This window comes from Acetobacterium sp. UBA5834, assembly GCF_002435675.1.
Lineage (GTDB): Bacteria > Bacillota > Clostridia > Eubacteriales > Eubacteriaceae > Acetobacterium > Acetobacterium wieringae.
Window position 1 is genome coordinate 53,634 of sequence record NZ_DJGY01000020.1, and the last position, 24,383, is coordinate 78,016.

Consider the following 24,383-nt stretch of genomic DNA (forward strand, 5'->3'; position numbering starts at 1 on the left):
AATACAATAATACGAATCGTGATAGCGACGAACTCGTTTTCCAAATCCCAAACCAAGAAACAAAGAAGGAGAAGTTATGAAGAAAAAAGGAATTATTTTATGTGTTGTGCTCGGGGTAGCCCTATTGGTTGGCGGGGGTGCCTATGTTTATGCCAATTCTCAGCCCGCCCCGGCGGTTGCGGTTAAAACTACCCCCCTCTCCAAGGCCACCCTGCAAAACACAATCTCAGCCACGGGCGTGATTGAAAGCTACACCAAGGTCAAAGTAAATGATACCAGCAATGATAATATTGAAAAAATTTATGTTTCAGTTGGACAATGGGTGGCCAAAGACGATTGGTTATGTCAGCTCTATAACAAAGCCGATGACAGCTACAGCTATGTTAAAGCCACCACCAGCGGTACCATCACGGCCATGAACGCCGTTAAAGGAAACCCTGCCAATGGCGAACTGTTTACCATTGAGGACACCAATGATCTGAAAGTTCGCGGCAAGGTTAAAGAAGCCGATCTGAATCACATCCACGACAATATGCCAGTTCTGGTTAAAGCCGATGCCACCGGCGATAAGGTCTTCCCAGGAAATCTCTCTAAAATCGCCCCCACCGCCATTAAAAACGATGCTGCTGCGAATGCTGCCGCCACCAAGGCCGAATTTGAGGTTGAAGTTGATCTACCGGCTGACGTCACTGGACTAAAAATTGGGATGACCACCCGCTTAAGCATTGTCAGTGAAGAACGGGCCGATGTTTTCTGTGTTCCCTTCGAAGCGCTGGTAGTCAATGATGCCGGTCAGACTTCGATTTATATTGCCAAAGAAAACCCTGTTGAACAAGGCTCCTATACCGTTGAAGCGATTCCGGTCACCACCGGACTGGAAACCGATTCACTCATTGAAATCGCCGGCGATCAGCTCAGTGAAGGGCTGGCCATTATTTCCCAACCACAAACCGTATCACCGGGAATGGCTGTTTCTGTGGAAGCCGGGGTCTAAACAATGCGCAAGAAAATTATTGAAATGCGGGGGATTGTCAAAACCTATTATCAGGGAACTCCCAACGAGCTGGAAATTCTCCATGGCATTGATTTGGATGTTTATGAAGGCGAATTCTTATCGATTGTCGGCGCTTCCGGTTCCGGCAAATCCACTCTGATGAATATCCTCGGGGCTCTGGATCGCCCCACCAAAGGACACTATTATCTGGATCATCTACCGATGGAAAATGTCAAGGACGATGGCTTATCGCAAATCCGTAATAAAAAAATTGGCTTTGTCTTTCAGACCTTTAATCTGATCCCCCGTTCCACCGCCTTAAAAAACGTCGCTCTGCCAATGCTATACGGCGGGGTGCCCCGCAGTGAACGGTCGCGGCGGGCGGCGGATTTGCTGCAACTGGTGGAAATGAGTGGTCGTTCCCATCACCGCCCCAATGAATTATCCGGTGGTCAAAAACAGCGGGTGGCGATCGCCCGGGCGATGGCCAACGATCCGGCCATTATTCTGGCCGATGAACCGACTGGTGCCCTGGATAGCCATACCGGTCGTCTGGTTATGGACATCTTCCATCGACTCCATCAGGAACAAGGAAAAACCATTATTCTGATCACCCATAATGCCGAACTGGCTGAAGAAACCGAACGAACCATCCGTCTCCGGGATGGTTCGATCGTCGATAACCGTAAAAATAATCAATATCAATTGGGGGGCTCCTATGAATCTGTTTGAAAATATTCGACTGGCCCTGGAGGGCTTGCGGGCCAACAAGATGCGGGCACTGCTTACCATGCTGGGGATTATCATCGGGATTGCTTCGGTTATGGCCATCTCCACACTGGGTTCAGCCATGACCGGATCGGTCACCAAAACCATGGATAAGATCGGCGGCAAAAATATTATGGTTTCACTGTCGCCCAAAAATTACGATACCCAATCCACCTTGCAGGAAGACGATCTGATTACCCAGGAAGAACTGGATGCATTTCGAAACACCTATGCCGATCAGATCAAGGCCATCAGCTTTTCGACCGGGATGGGCTCGGGGAGGCTCAACAGTGGCTTCATCCATAAAGATGTCAGCATCACCGGCGCCAGCCCGGACTATGGTCTGGTTAACAATGTCAATCTGGTTCAGGGTCGTTTTATCAGCAACCGGGACATGGATGGGAACCGCAACGTCATCATCATTGATACGACGCTACGAAATAACCTGGTTGGTGTAGATGGCGACGTGATCGGTAAAGAAGTCCAGGTCGACACCAAGTCCACTAACGAAACCTATACGGTCATTGGCGTCTACGAAAAAATGGTGATTGACAATCCCTTGTTTTACATGGGTGACGATACCCGGGTCGAGTGCTTTATTCCCATCACGACCGCCAAATCACTGAATCCCGATACAGCCAACACGGTTGGTTATGAAAGCTTCACCATCATGGCCACTTCCAACACCGACTCCGCCGCCTTTGCTCAGACCACCAAAGATTATTTTATTAAGGGAATGAGTCCATTATCCGACTACACCATTGAGGCCCAAAGCCTGGAAGCCATTGCCAGTGAAGCCACCGGTATGCTCGGCACCTTATCCCTGGGTATCTCAGTAATTGCCGGTATCTCACTGCTGGTTGGCGGCATTGGGGTGATGAACATCATGCTGGTATCCGTCACCGAGCGAACCAAGGAAATCGGTATCCGCAAAGCTTTAGGAGCCCGTAATTCGGCGATCCGCAGTCAGTTTATCATCGAAGCGATGATTATCTGTCTAATCGGTGGAATCATTGGCGTTGGCCTCGGCTCCGTTTTGGGGATAACAGGCAGTACCCTGATGAAATTCCCATCAACACCACCTATTGGCCCAATGATCATTGCTCTTTGCTTCTCGATGGCCATCGGCGTCTTCTTTGGTTTTTATCCGGCCAATAAGGCCGCCAAACTGGATCCGATTGATGCGCTACGATATGAGTAGTTCCTCTGCTTTATCTGAATTGCGGATTTTTGCAAAATTGATCTGATAATTTTAAAAGCTTCACCCAAAGCTTCAATTCGAGCTATGGGTGAAGCTTTTATTTTTTGATCATTCGTTTTATGATCCTGACAGTATTTTTTTTAACCTAAGCCTCTCAAGCGCATTAATGATCTCATCCATCTCTTGATAATAAGCGGGAATCCTATGCCTTTTGATCATTTTTATTAACGCTTTTCCGTCTTCAGGGCTGTATTCTTCCCAGCCTTCATTGAGCGTTTCGCTTTCAATGATTCCTTCAATCACGATGCTTCCGTTTGGTCGCCGCTTAATAGTCTTCACCTGCCAGATAAAAACGGTGTCGGCGAAAAGGTATTCCGCCTTGCCGTCTGCGGCAAAGCTTGTCTCCTTGGCTGTCTCCACCTGCCAGTGGGACATGCGTGTCCTCAAGAGGTAATGAACGACCACGTCTTTTTCAAGCCGCACATAGCTACGCAAACGCATCTTTTTTGTATGCCAATAAATATACAACGACACACCCTTCACAAACACCAGGTTGATGAAGCACAGGAACGCAAATCCGACATCCCAGTAATATTTTGCCTCCGGGTTAACCCCAGTCTGCCAGATTCCGATCAGTATACCATCCACAGCAAACGACAGAAACAAAACCAGCAGCAGCCACGGAAGCCTTATGCGTCGATAGGCAACTGCGTCAAATTGGTATGTGTCCATGCTACTATCTTTTATCTGGTTGCATTTGACATCTAGTGTGGTCTCCATTTAATGGCCTCCGGTAAACCGGCTTTGGCGGCTTTGTTTATCCAGCGTCGGCCTTCTTCCTGATTTGGCGGTGTGCCGATGCCATAAAAAAGCAGTCGACCGGCACCAAACATCCCCCATTTGTCACCCAGCTCCGCTGACTTGCGATACCAGGCAAACGCCTGTTCTTCATCCTTTTCCACGCCATACCCGTTTTCATAGGCGTCGCCGATATTATACATGGCGCTGGCCTGTCCTTGGGCCGCCGCCTGGGTAAATAGATTAAATGCTGTTTTATAGTTTTGCCTGACACCACGCCCCTGGTGGCAGTAAAAGCCCAGTTTAAGCTGGGCATCACGGTGACCCTGCTCCGCTGCTTTTTCAAACCAGCAAGCCGCCTTTTTAAAATCAGGCGGTGTGACATCATATCCATAAATATAACCCAGCATGTACTGGCTATGGCTCGAGCCCTTTTGAGCGGCCTTGTGATAAAATTGCTGGGCTTTCTGCAGGTTTTTTTTAGTACCGTAGCCCCAATAATGGCAGTAAGCTGCCCATTCCCAGCCGAGGCTGTTATCCGCCTGCGCTGCCTGGTTAAAATATGAAAAAGCCTTTTGTCGATCCGGTGGGTTCGTACCGACGCCGTGTAAATGCATGGTTCCCAGTCGCACGAACGCATCCGTCTGTCCAAAATTTGCCGCTTTTTCAAAACAACTAACCGCTATCTCATAATTAAATAAGGTCTCATCATAGCCGTAAATCATCCCCATCATGTAATAGCTGTTATAAAGTCCATACTTGGCCGCTTTTTCATACCACCTCAAGGCTTCACACCTGTTTTTCAACACGCCTTTGCCTTCATACAAGCAGTACCCCACCAATTCCCAACCGCGGGGAACATCTTTCTTGGCGGCCTGGGTAAAATAGTTGAAAGCTTTTTCCTGATCCGGCATCATTTCTCCCGCACCGTCAAAGTACAAATTCCCGAGTTCAACCAGCGCCTGATCATCCCCTGCAGCCACCGCCAGCTCCAGGCTTTTTATGGCAAAATCTATCTCTGGTTTTTCAGACTTGTACAATGCAATGCCCAAACCAGTCATTAATTTTGCATCGACCATTTTGGCCGCCAGCAATAAATAATGAAGTGCTTTATTTGCATCTTTGGGCGTATGTTTTCCTTTGATCAAGCATTCAGCCAGTGCGATCTGGGCGCTACCGATGCCCTTGTCGGCCAGTTCTGTGAGAATTGACAGGCCTTTTTTACTGTCCTGCGGTGTGCCATCATTATCCAGATATCGTCGTGCGACACCAATAAGCGGGGCGTGTTCACCATACTCGAGCGCTTTTTTCGCCCAGACTTCGTTGCGCTCAATACCATATTCACTTTTCTGCGCAAGCTCAAAGACAGCTGCCCGAAATCCTTTTTTTGCGGCCTTTTCCATCCAGCCGATGGCTTTTGCATGATCGATCGCCCCAACAAGACCGGCACCATGTAGCCATCCCAGCAGATACTCTGCATAGCCTTCCTGCACCGCCATCCAGCGCTCATCTTCATCGAAGCATTCTATTACATGAGGAAAGTCCGCAGACAGCGACTCAGCGTTTTCATCAGTAACTTCTTTATGAACCGCCAATGTGAGCAACCGGTAGGCCTCAGCATAATCCGTTAGCCCATTGTCTTTATCAATATGCAAGCAAGCGGCAGCAATTTGGGCGGGTGCGTAGCCATGGTCCGCCGCACGAAGATACCAAAAAAGCGCCTTTTCGTTGTCCCTGTCAACACCAAGCGCATTTTGATAAAGAATTCCAAACAGATATTCCGCCTGTGGGTTTATGCTTCTAACGGCAACCTCAAGCGCCTGTTTCGCATCCTCGTATTGGCACTCTGAGAGATAGTCTTTTGCGAGCTCCAGATACGCTTCGCTTTCAATTGTGAGCTCGATTGAGCCTGAAGGTAGATGATTCCAGTTTTTCATTGCTTCGTTCCTTTGGTATTCTGATGGGATAAAATTATTTCTTTGTAATCGACTAGATTCATACTAATCAAAAAATTTAACGAGCGGCCTTAATCCCATCTAAAGATTTCTCATCATTTCATAGAGCTTTCGGGCAGTGTTTACATTTCGTACCGTCATTTTTTTATAAAGATCGGTGCCGACAATTTTGGTCAAGCTACTACGGGTGACATTTTTTCTTGCGACCGACCAGATAATGACACCAGTGGCCGATAAGGCGGTATCGATACCGGGTTTAACAGTCAATTTTTCCATTATTGCAGTTTCGTCCAAGCCACTTTCCAAAAACAGCACATCGCATTTCATGGAATCATCATTTTTCCAGTCAGCTGGCAAGATTTTCATTAAGCATTCAAAATCATTCAGACTGCGAATTAATACCGGAATATCCAGATCATACTCCTGATAAATTTCCTGACGCAATTTCTTTTCCAACACATCTTTGGTCTGGTGATCGACAAAAACTACATTGCCGGAATTAATATACGTCACCACCGATTCCAGACCTAAGCGAAGAAAGGTCTCTTTTAACTGTTTCATTCCGATTTTATTTTTTCCGCCCACGTTGATACCTCGTAATAAGGCAACATACACCATAATAATAGCATCTCCTTTTTATTGAGTCGCTTCGAATGGCTTTATTGTATCACTAAAGAGAAACAAATGATAGAAAAAAACGCCCAACAAACAGTCAGACGTTTAAAATCGCTATTCAAAAAAACACTTACACTCAAACTCTTAACCCCGTAAACAACCTGTGAAACTTTATTTATAAGACAGTGCCTAATAAATATAAAGTGTTCACATCTAGCTTAAACCTTCAGTAAAATATCATCACCCAAATAAGTCAGCAGTTTGAACGACATCATCAATGAAAATTTAATTTCACTATCTGCCAGTGACACTGCCATAATTTCCTCGATTTTTTTGATACGATATTTCATCGAATTGCGATGAATTTGAAAATACTGGGCGGTCTTGGTCACATTACCGTCGTTCTGCAGATGGATGATCAGATTATGGCAGTAATTTGTTTGGTACTTTTGATCGTAGTCCATTAAATCAGTTAATGCGCCACTGCAAAAGTCCTTTAAGCGGTTTTGATCCCCCGCCATTTCAAGCAAATAATAAAAGGCATACGCATCATAATAAAAAAGCTTCTGCTTGGGGTTGATGGCGACCCCCAATTCCAATGCTTTTATGGATTGATTGTAATGGTCTTTAAGCCCTGCCAACTCCGAAAAACAAGCGCTGACACCGGCATTCATCTGATTGCTGGTTAAGAATTCAGTCAGTTTACTTTTGGCAGTAGCCGAAAGGGCTTCTTTTCTGTCACATAGTAACAATACCGTAATTTTATTCTGATACAAAATAGATTTTTCAGTCCCCAGGATACGATTGATTATGCTTCTGATATAACTCAGCGACATTCTTTTTGCTGTGTTTAACTCCGGACTGACTGTGACCAGACAACAATATTTTTTTGCCTTTAAGCCTAGTTTGTTTCCCTGTTTTTTAATTGTTTCTGCTTTGATGATTTTTTCTTCAAGCATACCAACCAGAAAATGCTCAAACTCGCCAGCCAACTGACCACTCCGAATCGGCTCTTTTTGCAGCTCATTGGCTACGATTCGGGACAGCCATTGCAGGAGCTCAAAATCCATTTGCGTAAAGACTTTGTTGGACTCCACCACAGCAACATGGCCGATATTGTCTCCATTGATTGCAATTTTTGTAGCCATCCAGCGGGTCGGAGCATAATCAAAATGTTCAATACAGGGGCTTTCGCTGCTATAGAGCCTTTCAAATACACCGCTATCATTAAGTTTTTTGATCCGTTCATAGGCTGCAAATTCTTCTTCCGATTTGGCGGCCGGCCAGGACGGATCACCAACTACCGCATTTTTATTAAACGCCAGCACATTGTAGCCCATATCGCTGACAAACATCGGATTTCCCAGCACCTGATAGCCGATATCAATGATCTGCTGCAGACCCCCGCATGATAATAAAGCCTCGGTCAGTTTCGCTTTTTTTGCTTCGAAACGCCGTTTTTGTAAACAGTAGCCTCTAAGCTTATAATTTTCTTCCGGATCATCCCCAAAACTTTTCTCCCGAATTCGGTATGTATTTTTGCTGTCTTTACTATTTTTCATCTTTAACCTGCTTTAAACCGCATATTTTAGCTCATATTATACGCATTTAATGATAAAAATGCAAATTCATTCATTGTCATTTTGCAATAAATATACTTGATTTTTTTTGCTTTATTGACATTGTTTTAACTGATATTCCTGATAAAATTAATTTAAGTAAACGATTTACAAAAAGAAAGCAGGTTTAAAATGAATTCCAAATACGCAAAGATCTTCACCCCGATTAAAATTGGTAATATGATTGTAAAAAATCGGATCGAAACCGCTCCGGCGGCGCCGCGGTTGGCTTCCCCGGAAGGACTGGTGACCCCGGAGCTGATCGAGTGGACCCGGGCTCTGGCCAAGGGTGGCGCCGGAATTGTCACTGTCGGAATCTCCATGGTCACCCCGCCCTTTGGACACATGAACGGTTTTTGTGTGAACATCGGCGATGACAACGTGGTTCCCGGTTTAGCGGTTCTGGCCGACACGGTTCATCGTTATGGCGCCAAAGCCTCCATTGAACTGGCGGGGTTTGCGATGGGACACGACATGCCCGAAGAAGGACAATCCCCCATTGACATGATGTCCCAGGAAGAGATCACAAACTGGATTAACCTGTTTGCCAATGCCGCCGAGCGGGCCATGAAAGCTGGCATGGACATGGTACTGATCCACGGTGGCCATGGCATTCTCGTCAGTAATTTTTTCTCACCCCTCTTTAATCACCGCACCGATCAATATGGTGGCAGTATCGAAAACCGGGCCCGCTTTGCCTGTGAACTCTTCGATGCCATTCGCCGCAAGGTCGGCCATAAGCTGGCCATTGAATTTCGCCTGAGTGCCGCTGAACTGGTTCCCGGTGGTGTCGAACTGGACGAAACCATTGAATTCATTAAACTTATCCAGAACAAAATCGATCTGATTCATGTCTCCGCCGGGATGCTCCTGGATGACGAAATGGTGCCGATCACCACCCAACCGACCTATCTAAAACGTGGTTATAATGCCCATTACGCCGCCAGTATTAAAAAAACCCCAGGCATTCATGTTCCAGTCACCACCGTTGGTTCCATTGATCTGGATCTGGCAGCCGATATCATTGAAAACAACGAAGCCGATATGTGTGCGATGATCCGCACCGTTATTGCCGATCCCGATAGTGTCGATAAAGCCCGTACCGGGAATGAAGCAGAAATCCGTCCCTGTATCCGCTGTGTGCTGTGCCTGAATCGTACTCATGGTATGGAACCGCTGCGGGTAGCCTGTGCCGTTAACCCCCAGGCGGGCCGGGAATGTGAATTAAAAGATACCAACACCCTGGCGGATCACAAGAAAAAGGTGGTCATCATCGGCGGTGGTCCGGCCGGGATGGAAGCCGCCAGAACAGCCGGAGACCGGGGTCATGAGGTGGTTCTTTTTGAAAAAAACGACTGTCTCGGGGGGACGCTACGATTAGCGGTTGCTCCGGATTTCAAGGCTGATCTTAAAAGCTATCTGGCCTGGGCAATCCGCATGACCAGCCGTCATTCCAATGTTTCGCTGCGATTATCCACCACGGCGACCCCTGAAAACATTCTGGCCGAGTCTCCGGATGCCCTGATTATTGCTGTCGGTGCCGAAACCAATATTCCCGCCATTCCCGGTTTGGACGGAAGCGATGTGGTTTGGGTCGGTGATGTTGAATCCGGAGCGGTTTCTGTCGGGCAAAATGTCGTCATTGCCGGTGGTGGCTTAACCGGATGTGAAACCGCTTTGGATCTGGCCCGAAAAGGAAAACATGTCACGATTGTCGAAATGGTCAGTGAAAAGAAAATGCTTGAACCTTCACCAATTCCGATGACGGCTTTGCTGCAGCTGCTTAAAAAAGAAAATGTGACCATCCTGGCAGATCACAAACTGATTAAGGCCGGGGATCATACCGTTCTGATTGAAGGGAGTGCCGGTCAAAAAGAAATACCTTTTGATACCCTGATTCTTTCTCTGGGGGTCAAACCAAATCTGCCGGAAGTATCCAAATTTGCCGATCTGATTGATACGGTTATCTGTATCGGTGATTGCACCACCAGCCAGGGAACCCTTTATACCGCCACCACCGCCGGTTATAACGCCGGATTGGATATCTGATTACTGATTATCATTATTTCTTTTTTCGTTTCATAAAGCGTATCCGCACCTTCATCTCCGGACTAACCTGCCGCGATTCTATGATTTTCTGTAAGGCCTTATTATAGGTAAAGTCATCCAGATCGTTGGCCTTCAGATAAATCATCGTCATTTCCGGAAAAACTGTAAAACAGCTGGTTATGGCCCAGGCCACGGCCATTTTGACGTAGTAGTTGTCGCAGTCAATGGCATTGAAATTTCGAAACATCGGCTCCAGATATCGGTCTTCCACAAAATAAGTAATAAACATCACCACCCCAAAACGGATCTCATAAACTTCTTTTGACTGGAGGTAGGGTTGTAAAAACAGCCATACCTCCTCTTTATGTTTTTTTGTGAACTTCAGACCCGTACAGAAACTGTCACAAATTGACCAGTTGTCAATCTTGGGGATGAAGGATTTGATTAGTGCCAGCTGTTCATCCAGTTCCACGTCAAGATAACCAATTACCATTCCCTGGAGCAGAGTTTCTTCAAAGCTGTCATCCCGGGCGGTTTCCAGATAAGCCCGCCAGTCGGCTTTGGCAATCCGTTTGGCGATCTTCCTAAGCGCTGGCAGGCGTACCCCTAAGATCGTATCGGTTCCCGGTGTCAAACGACTGGAAAATTTTTGATATTTTTCTTCGGATAAAGCCACTAATTCATCTCTTAATTCTTTTTGATCCATGGTCTGCTCTCCCTGTTATTTCAGACAAAACAAAAGCCCTTTGCGCTGGCAATCGTGATTGCCAGCGCAAATAGGCTCCTGTTGTCATTTATTTTAATTTCATTGGTAAGCCCGCTACCAGTAAATAGGCTTCGTCGGCTCGACCGGCCACCAGCTGATTCATCCGTCCGGCAATGTCCCGGAAATAACTGCCCAGTTTGTAAGCTGGCACCAGGCCCAGACCGACCTCATTGGAAACCACAATCAGGGTTTTATCCTGACAAACATCCAGCAGCTTTTCGACTTCCAGCTTGATCGCCGCTTCAATTTCGCCGACCGTCTCCATTGAACACGTATCATAATCGACCGGAAAATCGAGCATATTATTAGTCGTCATCACGGTCAGGCAATCAAAAAGGACGACCCTGGCTTGCTTAAAAATGGGATTCTCGGCAATTGTCTGAAAATCCTTATATTGTTCAATCGTGCCCCAATGATTCGGCCGCTGCGCCTGATGTTTGGCAATCCGGTCTTTCATGCCATCATCAAAGGCAATCGCCGTGGCAATATAAGCCACGGGCTGGCCTGATTCCCGGGCTAAATTTTCGGCATAGGTACTCTTGCCGCTGCGGGCCCCGCCGGTGACAAATATTAACTGTCCCATTACTCATTCCTCCAGTTTTTAAGAAAAGTCAACAGCTTGGTATTCTCTGCTTCTTTTTTGATCGCAATCCGAAAATAGGAGTCGTCAAGACCCATAAAATCTTCACAGGTACGCAGCGACATGCCTTCTTTTTCCAGGGCAATCTGCAGCTCTGCCACCGTGCCCTGTAACAGTCGGCAGAGATGAAAATCAGTCCCGCTTTGATAAACCTTGATGGTGTTAATCTGGCTCAAGGCTTCAAAAACCCGGTGGCGTTCCTTCTGAATATAGGTTTTGGTTTTGGCCGCATAGTCTTTTTCGTCATATACCCCGATCGCTGCAATCAAACCCAGGGCATTGATGGTCCAGGGCTCTTTGAAGCTTTCCATCTTCTTAATCATCGACGGTGTTCCGACCCCATGACCAATGCGGAGCCCTGGCAGCGCATAAAACTTTGTCAACGATTTGAGAATAAAGACTGACTGCTTTGCTTCTTTAACCAATGCCAGACTGCTACTTTGCTCAGAAAAATCCAGAAAGGACTCATCCAGAAACCAGCTGATTTCTGGCGTTGAATGCTCTAACATTGCTCTGATAAAGTCACTGCTATAAACCCGACCAGTGGGATTATTGGGATTGCAGATAAAGACTGCCTGGGGCTCTTCTTTTTTAATCACTGACACTAATACTTCCGGGTCAATGGTAAACTGGTCTTTCTCTGATAAAACATGATGAGTGACCTCCCAACCGTAAAGCTTCAAGGCCCGTTCATATTCATTAAAGGTAGGCTGCACAATCAGTGCCTTTCCTGGCCCGATGCTGCGGGCAAAAAGATAGATCAGCTCGATGGCGCCATTGCCAAGAATAATATTTTCAGGCAGTACCGCCAGATCAGCGGCAATCTTTTTTATCGCCGATACCCCAGTGATCTCCGGATATTTTACCAGCTCATCAATGCCAGCAATCAGTTTTTCCCGGATGCCCTGGGGTATTCCCAGAGGATTGATGTTGACACTGAAATCCAGCATTTTTTTATTCTCGCCCTGATATCCGCCGTGTTTATTCATCGTGACGCTCCCATAATTTTAGTTTCGCTGCTTTTACCAATTGTCTTATAAAGAAAAGATAATCACCGCCATCAAGGTGGCAAAAACCATCAGGACAACCTCACTGCCGTACATGATCGTGATGGTTTCCCGGATATCGAGAATTTCCAGTGGGCTTTTGGGGTCACCGATAGTCGGCTTTTCCAGCACCTGTCCAAAATACTGATTGGTGCCGCCCAACTGAATACCTAAAAGTCCGGCCACCACCGATTCGGGGTGGGCCGAGTTGGGACTCTTGTGGTTGTGACGATCCCGTTTAAAAATACGACAGCCATCATTGAAGGTATATCCCAAAAACATTCCGGCAACCAGCATAAAGATGCTGCCGATGCGGGCTGGAATCCAATTGATGAGATCGTCAAATTTTGCCGAAGCATAGCCAAAGTCCTTATAGGGTTCCTGGATGTAGCCGACCATTGAGTCCAGGGTGTTGGTTGCCTTATAAAGCATGACCAGCATCACGGGATTAAGCCAGGGCACCGGTATTAAGGCACCCAGCAGCAGATAGAAAATTGGTGCCAGAACCCCATCAATGGTATTTTCGGCGGTGGTTTCCACCGTCGCCCGGATGATTTCTTTTTCTTTGAGTTCCGAGGTATCCCGTCCAACCAGATAGCCAACCTGAACCCGGGAGACTTCAATATCGCCGCCCATTAAGGCGGTCATCACTTTTTGTACTTCAACTGCCAGGGTTTTAGCGGCCAGGGCGGTGACAATCAGATAGAGGTTAAAGAGGATGTAAAGATAAATGTTGATGCTGTACAAAAGCCACTGCAGCCCAAAAACGATTGCCCCGGTTAGGCCCAGCACTAAAAATAACAGCAAAAAGCCTTTGGCCTTGCGATGCTTGCCGTGATTCAGTTTTTTATTTAAAAAGCCGATGGTTTTACCGATGGCAATGATCGGATGGGGCAGCCAGGGAGGATCCCCGATCAGCCAATCCAACACCACGCCGATGAGGATCAGTAAAAACCAAAAGCCTCCCCCTAAACCCAGGGGAAGTCCTTCGATCAGATTCACTTTTCTATTTCTCCAATGATTTCCATTATTTTATTCATATCCAGATTCGCTTCCACTGTCTGGGCCAGCAAATCATACTGTTCTTCTTTAAAAGCCTTAAAATCAAAGGCCGCTGGGCCAGCTTCCAAATTCTTTTTGATCCGTAGCGCTTCAATGATTTTTTCCCGCAGGCCGTCGTTGTCAAAGATACCATGAAGATAAGTTCCCATGACGGTGCCATCTTCGGCAATCACGCCATCGATGGTGCCGTCATCAAGAATGGCAAACGGTTTGGCATGATCCAGCGCTTCGCTGATGCCCATGTGAATTTCGTAACCTTCCACTTCCATGTCAGCCAGCTCAATTCCCATGAAGTTCCCCTGAACCTTGCCAGCTGTCCTAACGGTCCGCTTTTCTGCTTCGATGGTGGTGACAATGTTTAAAAGCCCCAAGCCTTCAATACTGCCCTTGGTTGATTCGACCTGGAAGGGATCGCGAATTTCTTTGCCCAGCAACTGATAGCCGCCGCAGATGCCCACAATCGGGACGCCGCAGTCATGGAGCCGATGGATTTCATCACCCATCTTGCTGTTAATCACGTGACAGGTGTCATCAATGGTATTCTTGCTGCCGGGAATAACCAGCAGATCCGGGTTGGCCAACTGTAACTCCCGCTGATTGCGATAGTATTCCACCTTGACATCGGGGTGCATTTCAAAGGCGGTGCAGTCGGTAAAGTTCGACAGATGGGGCAGATAGACCACGCCAATCGTGATCAGACCTTCAGACTGATTATCAAAGCGTTCACTGACACTGTCTTCATCATCAATAACAAAGCGTTTGTAAGGAATGACGCCCAGGCAGGGCACATTGACCATGTCTTCGATCATTTTGATACCGGGTTTTAATAGTTCCACATCGCCCCGGAATTTATTGATGATAAAGCCTTTTATCCGGGCTCGTTCTTCGGGTTGCAGTAGCATAATTGTACCATAAATCGAGGCAAACACGCCACCCTTGTCGATATCGCCAATCAGCACAACCGGCGCATCCACCAGCTCGGCCAGTCCCATGTTGACAATATCATTGTCCCGCAGGTTGATTTCAGCCGGACTGCCGGCCCCTTCGATGACAATGACATCTTTGTCTTTAGCCAGCGAATCGTAAGCCGAAACCACAATCTCCACCAGTTTGGGTTTATGGGCGTGATAATCCATGGCATCCATATTAAATTCGGCTTTTCCCATCAAAATGACCTGACAGCCAACATCGGAATTTGGCTTAAGCAGCACCGGGTTCATCTCGACCTGGGGTTCGATCCGGGCACACTCGGCCTGAACCACCTGAGCCCGGCCCATTTCTTTGCCGTCTTTGGTGATAAACGAATTAAGGGCCATATTCTGGGATTTATAGGGCGCCACCTGATAGCCGTGGTTATCGAGTATCCGGCACATAGCCGCAGTGATCAGACTTTTTCCAACTGACGACCCGGTGCCCATAAACATAATATTTTTTGCCATGTCTTCTCCTCTTTCTTAACTTGCTTTGCTAACTAAGATACTGTCGTGAGCTTTGCTGCCAGTTTGCACGAAACAATTGTTACACTGTACGGCGGACAGTCTATCGACTGTTCGCCTACACGTTACACAATTGTTTGTGAAACTGACAACAAAGCAATCATTGTTCGATTCTTTAGCATTTTAAATTTCAAAAACTCATAAATAACTTTAACTGTTCTATAAACCAAAATTCTAATGGTTTTTCAATGCGCAAACCACGGCGTCTTCAACGGACGTGATCACCCGGGGATAGGCGACGGCGGGACGGCGGATGAATAAAATTTTTGCGTCAACCTGTCGGGCGGCTGCGACCTTTTCGGGGATGCCGCCAACGTCGCCGCTATCTTTGGTGACAACAAAGCCGATCTTGTATTCTTTCATGGTGGCAACATTCATCTCCACCGAAAAAGGGCCCTGAAGCGCCAGAATATGCCGGGGTTTATAGCCCAAATTTTCACATTTTTTTAAGACCCCAGCCGTGGGCAGGACGCGGATATAGGTGCGGTCTTTGGGCAGCCCTTCAAAGGCTTCCAGTTGTCGGCTGCCGGTGGTCAAAAGAATATTTCGGTCACTTTTTCCCATTGCTCCAATCAGATAATCCCGGGCATCTTCGTAGGTATGATAAGCGATAATATCGCTTCCCTCGTCAATATGTGATGGTCTTTCCAGTCGGATATAATCGATATTCATGGCATCACAAGCCCAGATTGCATTTTCAGAAATTTCCCGGGCATAGGGGTGGGTGGCATCGATACAGAGATTGATATTATAAATGGTGATGGTTTCCCGCAGGGTTCCCGCATCCAACTGTCCTGAGATCTTTGTTAAGAGGGGGTTTTCTGCGATCTGATCGGTGGCGATATTGGTCAGCGATGAATAGCAGACTTCTTTTCCCTCTTCAAGCAGAAGTTCAGTTAATATTCGGCTGTCAAGGGTTCCTCCCAATACCAGAATCAAAGCTGATAACCTCTCGGGGTAATCATTTTTAATTGATCCCGGGTTACATAGGTTTTGGAATTACCGATGATCACCATCGAAAACATATCAATCTCTGCTTCATTCATTTTTTTGAGGGTGGTGATCACATACGACTCATCTTTACGCTTGGCATTACGCACAATCCCCACTGGGGTTTCCGGCGCTTTATATTTCAGCAGAATTTCCTGGGCAGCTTCAATATTGTGGGGACGGCCCTTGCTTTTGGGGTTGTAGAGGGTAATAATAAAGTCCCCTTCACCGGCACAGTGCAGCCGTTTTTCAATGACCGCCCAATCCGTCAGCAGATCACTGAGACTGATCACGGCATAATCATGCATCAGCGGAGCGCCCAGTGTTGAAGCAGCGGCATTGGCAGCCGAAATCCCGGGAATGATCTCAACTTCAACGTCACTGTTTTTTGCTTCCACAATTTCCAGCATGATCCCAGCCATTCCGAAAACACCGGCATCGCCGCTACTGACCAGACAGATTTTTTTGCCCTGTTCAGCCAACTCCAGGGCTTTTTCGCAGCGGTCAATTTCCCGGCGCATCCCTGACGACATAACTTCCTTGTCGCCAATTAAATCGGCAATAATATCGATATAGGTTTTGTAGCCAACAATAATATCGGCATCTTCCAGGCTGGCTTTGGCCGCCTCGGTCATATGTTCATACAGACCGGGACCAATCCCGGTAACATAAATTTTGCTCATTTTTTCTCCTTTTATATACAAGGTTTTCAATTTTCATCCCGCCAAACCGACAGGGTAATACCGCCCAGTTTCTGTTTTTCCAGCAGACATTTTCCGAAGCCGGAGGCGACAAAGCCGCAGGGTTCGGAAACGGCATAAAGACCGGTGGTTTTAAAAACAAAATCGGACGCGTCAAAACGACTTTGGACCATTTGCACCATTTCATTGGGGATGATCACCTTTTTTGCGGCAAAGAAAGTACAGGCTTCGATAATTCCCGGTTCATCTGCTTTCAGACCGATGGTAGCCAGGGACTTGATCCCTTTTTTATTGAGATTCAAAGCGGCCAGTGTCTCTGTGATGGCCTGAATGATCCGCTCGCCCGGGGTATCCCGGCGACAACCGACCCCCAGTACCAGTTTTTTGGGCACCAGCTTGACGCTTGGTATTGGCAGGTCAGTTTTTTGGGTATCCAGCGTCGTGATGATCGCACCGGAATATTGATTGATTGTGGTTAAATCCACGACTGTTTTAATGTTTTGGGGCAGCACCACTGCATCCAGATCACAGTTTTCCTGATTAATCAGGGCAATCGGATCGCCATTCAAAATCAGCGCCGTGACATCCTTGGCATCAGTAAAATTATCGATGGTGCAATGAATTTTTTGAGCCAGTACATCCACCGCCATCGTACCTTTAACATCAGTGCCGGTAGTAATCACCGCCTGCGCCGACAGGCGTTTGGCCACCAGCCGGGTGGCGTCATTGGCGCCACCCAGATGGCCGGACAGCAGACTAATGACAAACTCGCCATTGGTATCCATCACCAGAATCCCCGGATCGGAGGATTTATGTGCCAGATGGGGGGCAATCGCCCGAACCACAATGCCGGTTGCCATAATACAACAGATGATCTGGTATTCCCCAATGATACTGCCCATAAAGGTAGTAATATCGGTGGTGATAATTTTTGTGGTTTCATTGGCGTATTTTTCTTTGGTGTAGATCTGACATTCCCGGTCATCCAAATGTTTGGCCAACCGGTTCGCCAAAACCATGCCATCCTTTGACAGGGTGACAATGGCCCATTTTTCAGTTTTCACGGTTTTATTCAACCCCTTGACGGTATTCGTGGGTAAAGCTGGGATCATACAACTTGGATAAGCTGTACTGATCGCCGAGGAAATCCCCCACTAAGATTTGGGCAGTCTTGGTAATATTTTCGTCCTTTACTTTCTGGGCAATGGTTTCCAGGGTTCCCATAACAATTTTCTGATCTTCCCAGGTTGCCCGTTGGATAATCGCAATCGGGGTGGTTGGGGCATAATGTTTCATCAATCGTGCCACCACATCGTCAATCATCTGAACCGACAAGAAGATACACATCGACGCCTGATGGGAGGCCAGATCTTCCAGCTTTTCTTTTTCCGGCACCGGAGTTCGACCTTCCAAACGGGTTAAAATAACGGTTTGGGATACATCCGGCAGGGTAAATTCTTTTTTAAGGGCGGCTGCTGAGGCCACAAAGGAGCTGACCCCGGGAATTACATCAAAGGGAATGCCCAGCTCGTCCAAGCGGTCCATCTGTTCCCGGATGGCACCATAAATAGAAGGATCACCGGTATGAACCCGGGCAATTTTCTTTCCTTCTTCCGTGCCCCGTTTAATCACGGCAATCACATCATCCAGGGTCATTGAGGCAGAATTAAAAATTTCGGCATCGGGTTTATGTCCGGCAATAATGGCTTTGTTGACCAAAGAACCGGCATAAATTATAATATCTGCTTCGTTGACAATTCGTTGACCCTTAACGGTAATCAGTTCGGGATCTCCTGGGCCTGCACCCACCATATACACTGTATTCATAACTATTTCTCCTAAACTCTATAATGTCCCTACATTTCTGTAACGGGTTGTGCTTTCTTTAAATGATCTAAAAACATGTTCTGAATGCCAGTATATTCACCCAGGCCTTCCAGGATACATTCGACTTTAAACCGCTGTTCTTCAAGAACGGTTCGCCAGGAATCTTCTTCATCACTGGCCATGTCATTAATCGCATGATCACCGGCTACCAGCATAAAGGGTGCCAGATAAATCTTTTTATATTTCTTTTCCAGAAGTAACGGCACAATGTTTTCCAGTTCCGGGAAACCTTCGACCGTCCCCACATAAACATCCTCATGGCCCTTCATTTTAAACATATAATCCAGGCAGGGATAGGTGGAATTGGCGTGGTGATCGCTACCATGGCCCATATAAACCAGGGCTTCGCCTTTTTTGAGCTTGGGCATCTGTTTCATCACGATGTCCACCGTTTCTTCGTAATCTTCAACCGTGGTTAACAGCGGTCGGCCCAGGGTCAGGGATGCAAAGTCTTTTTCAAAGGCCTTCAGTTCTTTTAGGGTAATGTCATACTCATAACCGTTGATGATATGGGTGGTCTGACACTGCACGTGGGTATAACCAGCTGTTTTCAGCTTTTTAAGGGCTTCTTGCGGGGTATCCACGGATTCGTTGTCCCGGCTCTTCAGTTTGTTGATGATCATACGAGAAGTAAAGGCTCGATAAAAATCATGGTCCGGGAATGCTTCTTTTAAGCGGTTCTCGGTAGCCTCGATGGTTTTTTTTCGGGTCTCAGGGTAAGATGTACCAAAACTGATGACCAGTAACGCTTTTTTTTCCATTAAGTGGTTCTCCTATTTATGTTATTATTTCTATTTTGATTCAGATAAAGACAGTAATGCCTGGTAGTGATCTTCGATGGTTTTCTCAATGTCCGCTTTGGTGTGGGCGGCGGAGAGGAAAATACCTTCGAATTGGGCTGGCGGCATCAGGTTGCCAGCGTCCAGCATGGCTTTAAAATATTTGGTGTAGGCTTTGGTGTCCGAGGTCATCACGGCAGCATAGCCATCAATGGGGACATCGGTAAAGAAGCAGCAGGTCATCCCTTTGAAACGGACCATCTGGGCTTTGACACCGGTTTTTTCAATATTGGCCTTAAAACCTGCTTCTAACAGCTTGGCGTTTTCTTCCATTTCGGTGAAAACCTCGGGATGATCCCGGAGGTAGGTCAGGGTGTTGAGTCCCATTTTCATGGCGATGGGATTTCCGGATAGGGTTCCCGCCTGATAAACACCGCCTAAGGGGGCTACGGTAGCCATAATATCCCGACGTCCGCCGTAAGCGCCGACAGGCATGCCACCACCGATGATTTTGCCTAAGGTAGTCATGTCTGGTTTAATATCCAGGACTTCCTGGGCGCCGCCGTAAGCTAAGCGGAATCCGGTGATGACTTCATCAAAAATCAGCACCGTTCCTTCGGCCTCGGTAATGACCCGCAGCTCTTTCATAAAATCCAGATCGGGTGGGACAACGCCCATATTACCGGCCACTGGTTCGACGATGATGGCGGCAATTTCACCGGGGTTTTCGACAAAGAGGGCTTTGACGCTGGCAATGTCGTTATAGGTTGCTACTAAGGTATCTTTAGCTGTGCCCGGGGTCACCCCGGAGCTGGTCGGAACGCCAAAGGTCAAGGTACCGGAGCCAGATTTAACCAGCAGGCCATCGGCATGGCCATGGTAGCAGCCTTCAAATTTAATGATCTTATCCCGGCCGGTATAACCTCTGGCGACCCGCAGCGCACTCATCGTCGCTTCGGTGCCGGAGCTGACCATTCGCACCATTTCCATCGAGGGATAGGCTTCGGTGATCAGCTTGGCCACCTCAACCTCAATGGCAGTTGGGGCGCCAAAGCTGGTGCCTTTTTGCAGCATTTCCTGAATCCCGTCAAAGTAAACCGGTGAGGCGTGACCTAAAATCAGGGGCCCCCAGGAACAGATATAATCGGTATACTCGTTGCCATCGACATCATAAATTTTAGCACCCTGACCATGGTCAATAAAAACCGGTGGCATCTCCACTGATTTAAAGGCCCGCACCGGACTGTTGACGCCGCCGGGGATATATTTTTCGGCTTCGATAAATAATTGTTCTGATTTTTCTCGATTCATAATCTCTCCAATAATAATTATTTCACTATCGTGTAAAACTCAGGTGTTCGCTCCCAACCGTACCGACCAATGACCAAGGGGTCACAACATGATGTAACAATTGTCGGTACTGCGTTTGTCTTAAACAATCGATTCATGACTTATAAATAATTTGCTGTTATTGATAATCCTTCAGCATCGCCTGCAGTTCTTTGGCAAAATAGGTGATGATGATGTCGGCGCCAGCCCGTTTGATGCTGATCAGGCTTTCAAAAATCGCCCGGCGATCCATCAGATTGGCATCGACAGCATTTTTGATCATGGCATATTCGCCGCTGACCTGATAGGCGGCCATCGGTAAATAAGAAAGTTCCTTGCCCTGAGCGATGATATCAAGATACGGCATGGCCGGTTTAACCATCACAATGTCAGCTCCTTCATCGATATCCAGAACCATTTCTTTTAAGGCTTCCCGGGAATTGGCCGGGTCCATCTGATAGCTGCGGCGGTCGCCAAAGGCTGGGGCCGAGTTGGCGGCATCCCGGAAGGGGCCATAAAAACTGGAAGCAAACTTGGCCGAATAAGCCATGATCGGAATCGATTCATAACCGGCTCGGTCAAGGGTTTCTCGCATATGATCGATGCGGCCGTCCATCATGTCCGAAGGGGCGACCATATCAGCTCCGGCTTCGGCATGGCTGAGCGCCGTTTTGCTTAAGGTTTCCAGGGTCTGAGCCCGGCGGATCTCACCGTTTTCTTCAAAGAAACAACAATGGCCGTCGCTCTTGTACTCACACAAACAGACATCGGTGATCACATACATTTCCGGATCAACCTTTTTAATCACCCGAATGGCTTCCTGAACCAGACCATCGGCTACAAAGGCAGGGGTAGCTTCACCGTCTTTTTCATCAGGGACTCCAAACAAAATGACATAACGAATGCCCAGTTCTTTTAGCGCCAGGGTTTCCGCCCCGAGCATATCCAAAGACAGGTGGTACTGGTCTTTCATCGAGCCGATTTCTTTGCGCACTCCCTGTCCATCGACTATAAACAGCGGATAAACCACATCATTCATGGACAGCTGGGTTTCCCGGATTAAATTCCGAACCGCCGTATTTTTTCGTAATCGTGTTGGCAACATATTGCTGACCTCCTAATTTACTTCTAGTTATTTGCATGCACCGTACCGACCAATTGTTAATCTGTTGTTCGCCGCGGAATCGGACAGGCTCTGCCATGTCCGCTCCGATGCGTACAACATGATGTAACCAATTGTCGGTACTACTTCAGCTCTTTTACTCAAGTTTTATTTCTGTGAATCCTTCAAAATCGCATCCAGCATGCCCTGAATGGTATAGGTTTCGGCTTCGATATCGACAGTGATACCCAGCTCAACACATTTCTTTGAGGTCTGGGGCCCAATCGATACGCATTTTGCGGTGTTAATGGCATCAATATGGGCGGCGCCGATTTTTTCGACAAAAAACTCGACGGTGGTGGAACTGGTAAAGGTAATATAATCAATTTCTTTGTTATTTAACATTGCCAGCGGATCAACAGTGGCATGATCTTCGCGGATGGTTTCGTAGCTTTGAACCTCGTCGACTGGACAGATTTTTGACAATTCTTCGACCACATAGATCCGGGCATTTTTAGATCGGGGGATCAGCACCCGGCTGTCTTTAGTGAGCAGCGGCACCAGACCGCTGACCAGTTCTTCGCCGACATATTTATCCGGCACAAAATCGGCTTGCAGGCCCCGGGCTAAGAGGGCATTTTTGGTACCTTCTCCAATGGCGGTAATATGCAGGTTGCCAAAGGCTCGGGCATCTTTGCCACAGCGGGCCAACGAATCGAAGAAGACTTCCACGCCATTGATGCTGGTAAAAATAATATGGCTGTAGTCCTTAAGGCACTTCACCTTTTCGTCACAGGCGGCTTCGTTAATGGGGACAATTTTGATGGTTGGGAATTCAATGGCATTGCCACCCAACTCCGTGATCTTTTCAACCATTTGAGAACTCTGTTCCCGGGACCGGGTGACGATAATGTTTTTGCCAAACAATGGTTTTTCATCAAAGAAGCGCAGTTTTTGCCTTTTATTCACGACTTCGCCGACCACAATCAGGCTCGGCGCCGTGATTTTTGCTTCCGCGGCAATATCATAGATGGTGGTCAGGTTTCCGGTTACGATCCGCTGATAGGGGGTGGAGGCCCGATGCACCACAGCCACTGGCATTTCCGGATTCATACCGTTTTTAACCAGTTCGTCACAGATCTTTTCCAGATTTTTAACGCCCATTAAAAAGACGATCGTGCCTTTGAGTTTGCCCAGCACCGGCCAGTCCAGATCTGATGAACCGTCGTAGGCGTTCGATTTTAAATGTCCGGTAATAACATGGAACGATGATACACAGTCCCGATGTGTAATCGGAATCCCGGCATAAGCCAGTCCGCCGATAACCGAGGTAATCCCGGGGATCACTTCAAAGGGTACCCCAGCGTCATAGAGGTCTTCCCCTTCTTCGCCACCCCGGCCAAAGACATAGGGGTCGCCGCCTTTTAAGCGCAGGACCAATTTACCTTCCTGGCCTTTTTGGACTAACAGGGCATTGATATCTTCCTGGCGCATGGCATGGTTTCCCGCCCGTTTGCCGACATAGATAATTTCAGCATCAGCTCGGGCATCGTTTAAAAAGCTTTCATTAACCAGAGCATCATATACCACCACATCGGCTTTGGTCAAAATATCCTTGGCTTTAACGGTCAGTAGGCCGGGATCGCCGCAACCGCCTCCAGCCAGATAGACCTTTCCCGGTTTTTCATGCACTGCCTGATAACATGCTTTAGCTAATTGTTTTCCCAAATTTTCTGCCTCCTCAGGTGCACCTTTTATGGATCGGGTCACCACCCGACTCCCATCTTCCAGACCATACAGTCCGTATACTGTAATTTCTTCAGCTTCTATTTCACAAAATGCGCCAACGGGAATATGACAACTCCCGTTTAAGGCATTTAAAAAACTCCGTTCGGCGCTCATTTGAACAATCGTATTTTGATCGCTGATGACTGCCATCAGTTCGTTAACCGTCTGATTGTCTTCCCGGACTTCCACCGCCAGAATACCCTGGGCCGGTGCCGGGATAAAGGTGGTTTCCGGTAGTGCGACGGTGTAGTAGGCTGAGTCTTCCAAGCGGCCAATCCGTTTTAACCCGGCTGCCGCCAGAATGATGCCATCCAATTGCTGCTCCTGCATTTTGCGGATTCGGGTATCGATGTTACCACGAATACCCACAATTTCCACATCCGGCCGCAGTTTCTGCAGCTGAGCAATTCGCCGTTTGCTGCCGGTGGCCACCACAGCACCCTTGGGCAACTCATCCAGGGCAGTAATCCGATGGGGTGTCAACAGGACATCCCGGGGATCCTCCCGAACCGGTGGCACCGTTAAGACCAGGCCTTCCGGCAGCTTTGACGGCATATCCTTCATACTGTGGATGGCCATATCGATCTCACCGGATAGTAGCGCATCTTCTAACTCCTTGGTAAACAAGCCCTTGTCGCCAATTTTATCAAGCGGTTTATCCTGAACCAGATCACCTTTAGTTTTAATAATCACCATTTCAAAGTTTACCTGCGGATGGGCTTTCGCCAGTACATCAATCAGCCACTGGCTTTGGGTGCGGGCCAGCGTGCTGCCCCGTGTTCCAACTTTTATATTCAT

The 24,383-nt window shown here is 47.5% G+C and carries 21 protein-coding genes; 4 read left to right on the forward strand and 17 right to left on the reverse strand.

Annotated features, from left to right (window positions below):
- Positions 1–76 precede the first annotated feature (76 nt).
- The 3 genes from B3F51_RS04540 to B3F51_RS04550 are packed head-to-tail and all read left to right on the forward strand — an operon-like array spanning position 77 to position 2,963.
- Complete coding sequence (locus B3F51_RS04540) at positions 77–994, forward strand: efflux RND transporter periplasmic adaptor subunit (protein WP_286945690.1); 918 nt, start codon at positions 77–79, stop codon at positions 992–994.
- A 3-nt stretch (positions 995–997) separates the two neighbouring features.
- Positions 998–1,726 carry an ABC transporter ATP-binding protein gene (locus tag B3F51_RS04545; RefSeq protein WP_286945691.1) on the forward strand — a complete coding sequence of 243 codons (729 nt, stop codon included), beginning with the start codon at positions 998–1,000 and terminating at the stop codon, positions 1,724–1,726.
- Positions 1,713–2,963, forward strand: coding sequence for an ABC transporter permease (locus B3F51_RS04550; protein WP_070369534.1), 1,251 nt, complete (start codon positions 1,713–1,715; stop codon positions 2,961–2,963). The genes B3F51_RS04545 and B3F51_RS04550 overlap by 14 nt, the downstream gene beginning before the upstream one ends.
- Before the next feature lie 117 nt (positions 2,964–3,080).
- Here the strand turns inward: B3F51_RS04550 and B3F51_RS04555 are convergent, their stop codons facing one another.
- The 4 genes from B3F51_RS04555 to B3F51_RS04570 form a co-directional block, all read right to left on the reverse strand.
- Positions 3,081–3,743, reverse strand: a complete 663-nt coding sequence (locus tag B3F51_RS04555; RefSeq protein ID WP_070369535.1) for a hypothetical protein — start codon at positions 3,741–3,743, stop codon at positions 3,081–3,083.
- The gene (locus B3F51_RS04560) at positions 3,728–5,698 is read right to left on the reverse strand and encodes a tetratricopeptide repeat protein (RefSeq protein ID WP_286945692.1); all 1,971 of its coding nucleotides are present in this window, start codon (positions 5,696–5,698) and stop codon (positions 3,728–3,730) included. The genes B3F51_RS04555 and B3F51_RS04560 overlap by 16 nt, the downstream gene beginning before the upstream one ends.
- A gap of 99 nt (positions 5,699–5,797) precedes the next feature.
- Complete coding sequence (locus B3F51_RS04565; RefSeq protein WP_286945693.1) at positions 5,798–6,334, reverse strand: DUF1697 domain-containing protein; 537 nt, start codon at positions 6,332–6,334, stop codon at positions 5,798–5,800.
- 215 nt (positions 6,335–6,549) lie between these two features.
- Complete coding sequence (locus tag B3F51_RS04570) at positions 6,550–7,893, reverse strand: helix-turn-helix domain-containing protein (protein WP_286945696.1); 1,344 nt, start codon at positions 7,891–7,893, stop codon at positions 6,550–6,552.
- A gap of 189 nt (positions 7,894–8,082) precedes the next feature.
- Here B3F51_RS04570 and B3F51_RS04575 point away from each other — a divergent pair, with 189 nt between their 5' ends.
- Positions 8,083–9,999, forward strand: a complete 1,917-nt coding sequence (locus B3F51_RS04575) for an FAD-dependent oxidoreductase (RefSeq protein WP_286945698.1) — start codon at positions 8,083–8,085, stop codon at positions 9,997–9,999.
- 13 nt (positions 10,000–10,012) lie between these two features.
- Here the strand turns inward: B3F51_RS04575 and B3F51_RS04580 are convergent, their stop codons facing one another.
- The 13 genes from B3F51_RS04580 to hemC form a co-directional block, all read right to left on the reverse strand.
- On the reverse strand, positions 10,013–10,705 hold the full coding sequence (locus B3F51_RS04580; RefSeq protein ID WP_286805592.1) for a DNA alkylation repair protein: 693 nt from the start codon (positions 10,703–10,705) through the stop codon (positions 10,013–10,015).
- 88 nt (positions 10,706–10,793) lie between these two features.
- Positions 10,794–11,348: a bifunctional adenosylcobinamide kinase/adenosylcobinamide-phosphate guanylyltransferase gene (cobU, locus tag B3F51_RS04585; RefSeq protein WP_070369541.1), complete on the reverse strand. Its 555-nt coding sequence runs from the start codon at positions 11,346–11,348 to the stop codon at positions 10,794–10,796.
- Positions 11,348–12,394 carry a pyridoxal phosphate-dependent aminotransferase gene (locus B3F51_RS04590; protein ID WP_070369542.1) on the reverse strand — a complete coding sequence of 349 codons (1,047 nt, stop codon included), beginning with the start codon at positions 12,392–12,394 and terminating at the stop codon, positions 11,348–11,350. Before B3F51_RS04590 ends, cobU begins: the two co-directional genes overlap by 1 nt.
- A gap of 45 nt (positions 12,395–12,439) precedes the next feature.
- A complete protein-coding gene (gene cbiB / locus B3F51_RS04595; protein ID WP_324251093.1) occupies positions 12,440–13,453 on the reverse strand; it encodes an adenosylcobinamide-phosphate synthase CbiB in 1,014 nt (337 codons plus the stop codon).
- Entirely contained in the window at positions 13,450–14,952 is a 1,503-nt protein-coding gene (locus B3F51_RS04600) for a cobyric acid synthase (RefSeq protein WP_263992931.1), read from the reverse strand. Before B3F51_RS04600 ends, cbiB begins: the two co-directional genes overlap by 4 nt.
- A gap of 231 nt (positions 14,953–15,183) precedes the next feature.
- Positions 15,184–15,948, reverse strand: a complete 765-nt coding sequence (cobK, locus tag B3F51_RS04605; RefSeq protein ID WP_250934526.1) for a precorrin-6A reductase — start codon at positions 15,946–15,948, stop codon at positions 15,184–15,186.
- On the reverse strand, positions 15,945–16,682 hold the full coding sequence (cobJ, locus tag B3F51_RS04610) for a precorrin-3B C(17)-methyltransferase (RefSeq protein ID WP_070369545.1): 738 nt from the start codon (positions 16,680–16,682) through the stop codon (positions 15,945–15,947). Before cobJ ends, cobK begins: the two co-directional genes overlap by 4 nt.
- Before the next feature lie 26 nt (positions 16,683–16,708).
- Positions 16,709–17,764: a cobalt-precorrin 5A hydrolase gene (locus B3F51_RS04615; protein WP_286945700.1), complete on the reverse strand. Its 1,056-nt coding sequence runs from the start codon at positions 17,762–17,764 to the stop codon at positions 16,709–16,711.
- Between the two features lie 4 nt (positions 17,765–17,768).
- The gene (gene cobM, locus B3F51_RS04620) at positions 17,769–18,527 is read right to left on the reverse strand and encodes a precorrin-4 C(11)-methyltransferase (RefSeq protein ID WP_070369546.1); all 759 of its coding nucleotides are present in this window, start codon (positions 18,525–18,527) and stop codon (positions 17,769–17,771) included.
- Positions 18,528–18,556: 29 nt separating this feature from the next.
- Positions 18,557–19,348: a sirohydrochlorin cobaltochelatase gene (locus B3F51_RS04625; RefSeq protein ID WP_148637926.1), complete on the reverse strand. Its 792-nt coding sequence runs from the start codon at positions 19,346–19,348 to the stop codon at positions 18,557–18,559.
- Between the two features lie 30 nt (positions 19,349–19,378).
- On the reverse strand, positions 19,379–20,677 hold the full coding sequence (hemL, locus tag B3F51_RS04630; protein ID WP_286945703.1) for a glutamate-1-semialdehyde 2,1-aminomutase: 1,299 nt from the start codon (positions 20,675–20,677) through the stop codon (positions 19,379–19,381).
- 157 nt (positions 20,678–20,834) lie between these two features.
- Positions 20,835–21,800 carry a porphobilinogen synthase gene (gene hemB, locus B3F51_RS04635; protein WP_070369549.1) on the reverse strand — a complete coding sequence of 322 codons (966 nt, stop codon included), beginning with the start codon at positions 21,798–21,800 and terminating at the stop codon, positions 20,835–20,837.
- Positions 21,801–21,965: 165 nt separating this feature from the next.
- Positions 21,966–24,383, reverse strand: a complete 2,418-nt coding sequence (hemC, locus tag B3F51_RS04640) for a hydroxymethylbilane synthase (RefSeq protein WP_286945705.1) — start codon at positions 24,381–24,383, stop codon at positions 21,966–21,968.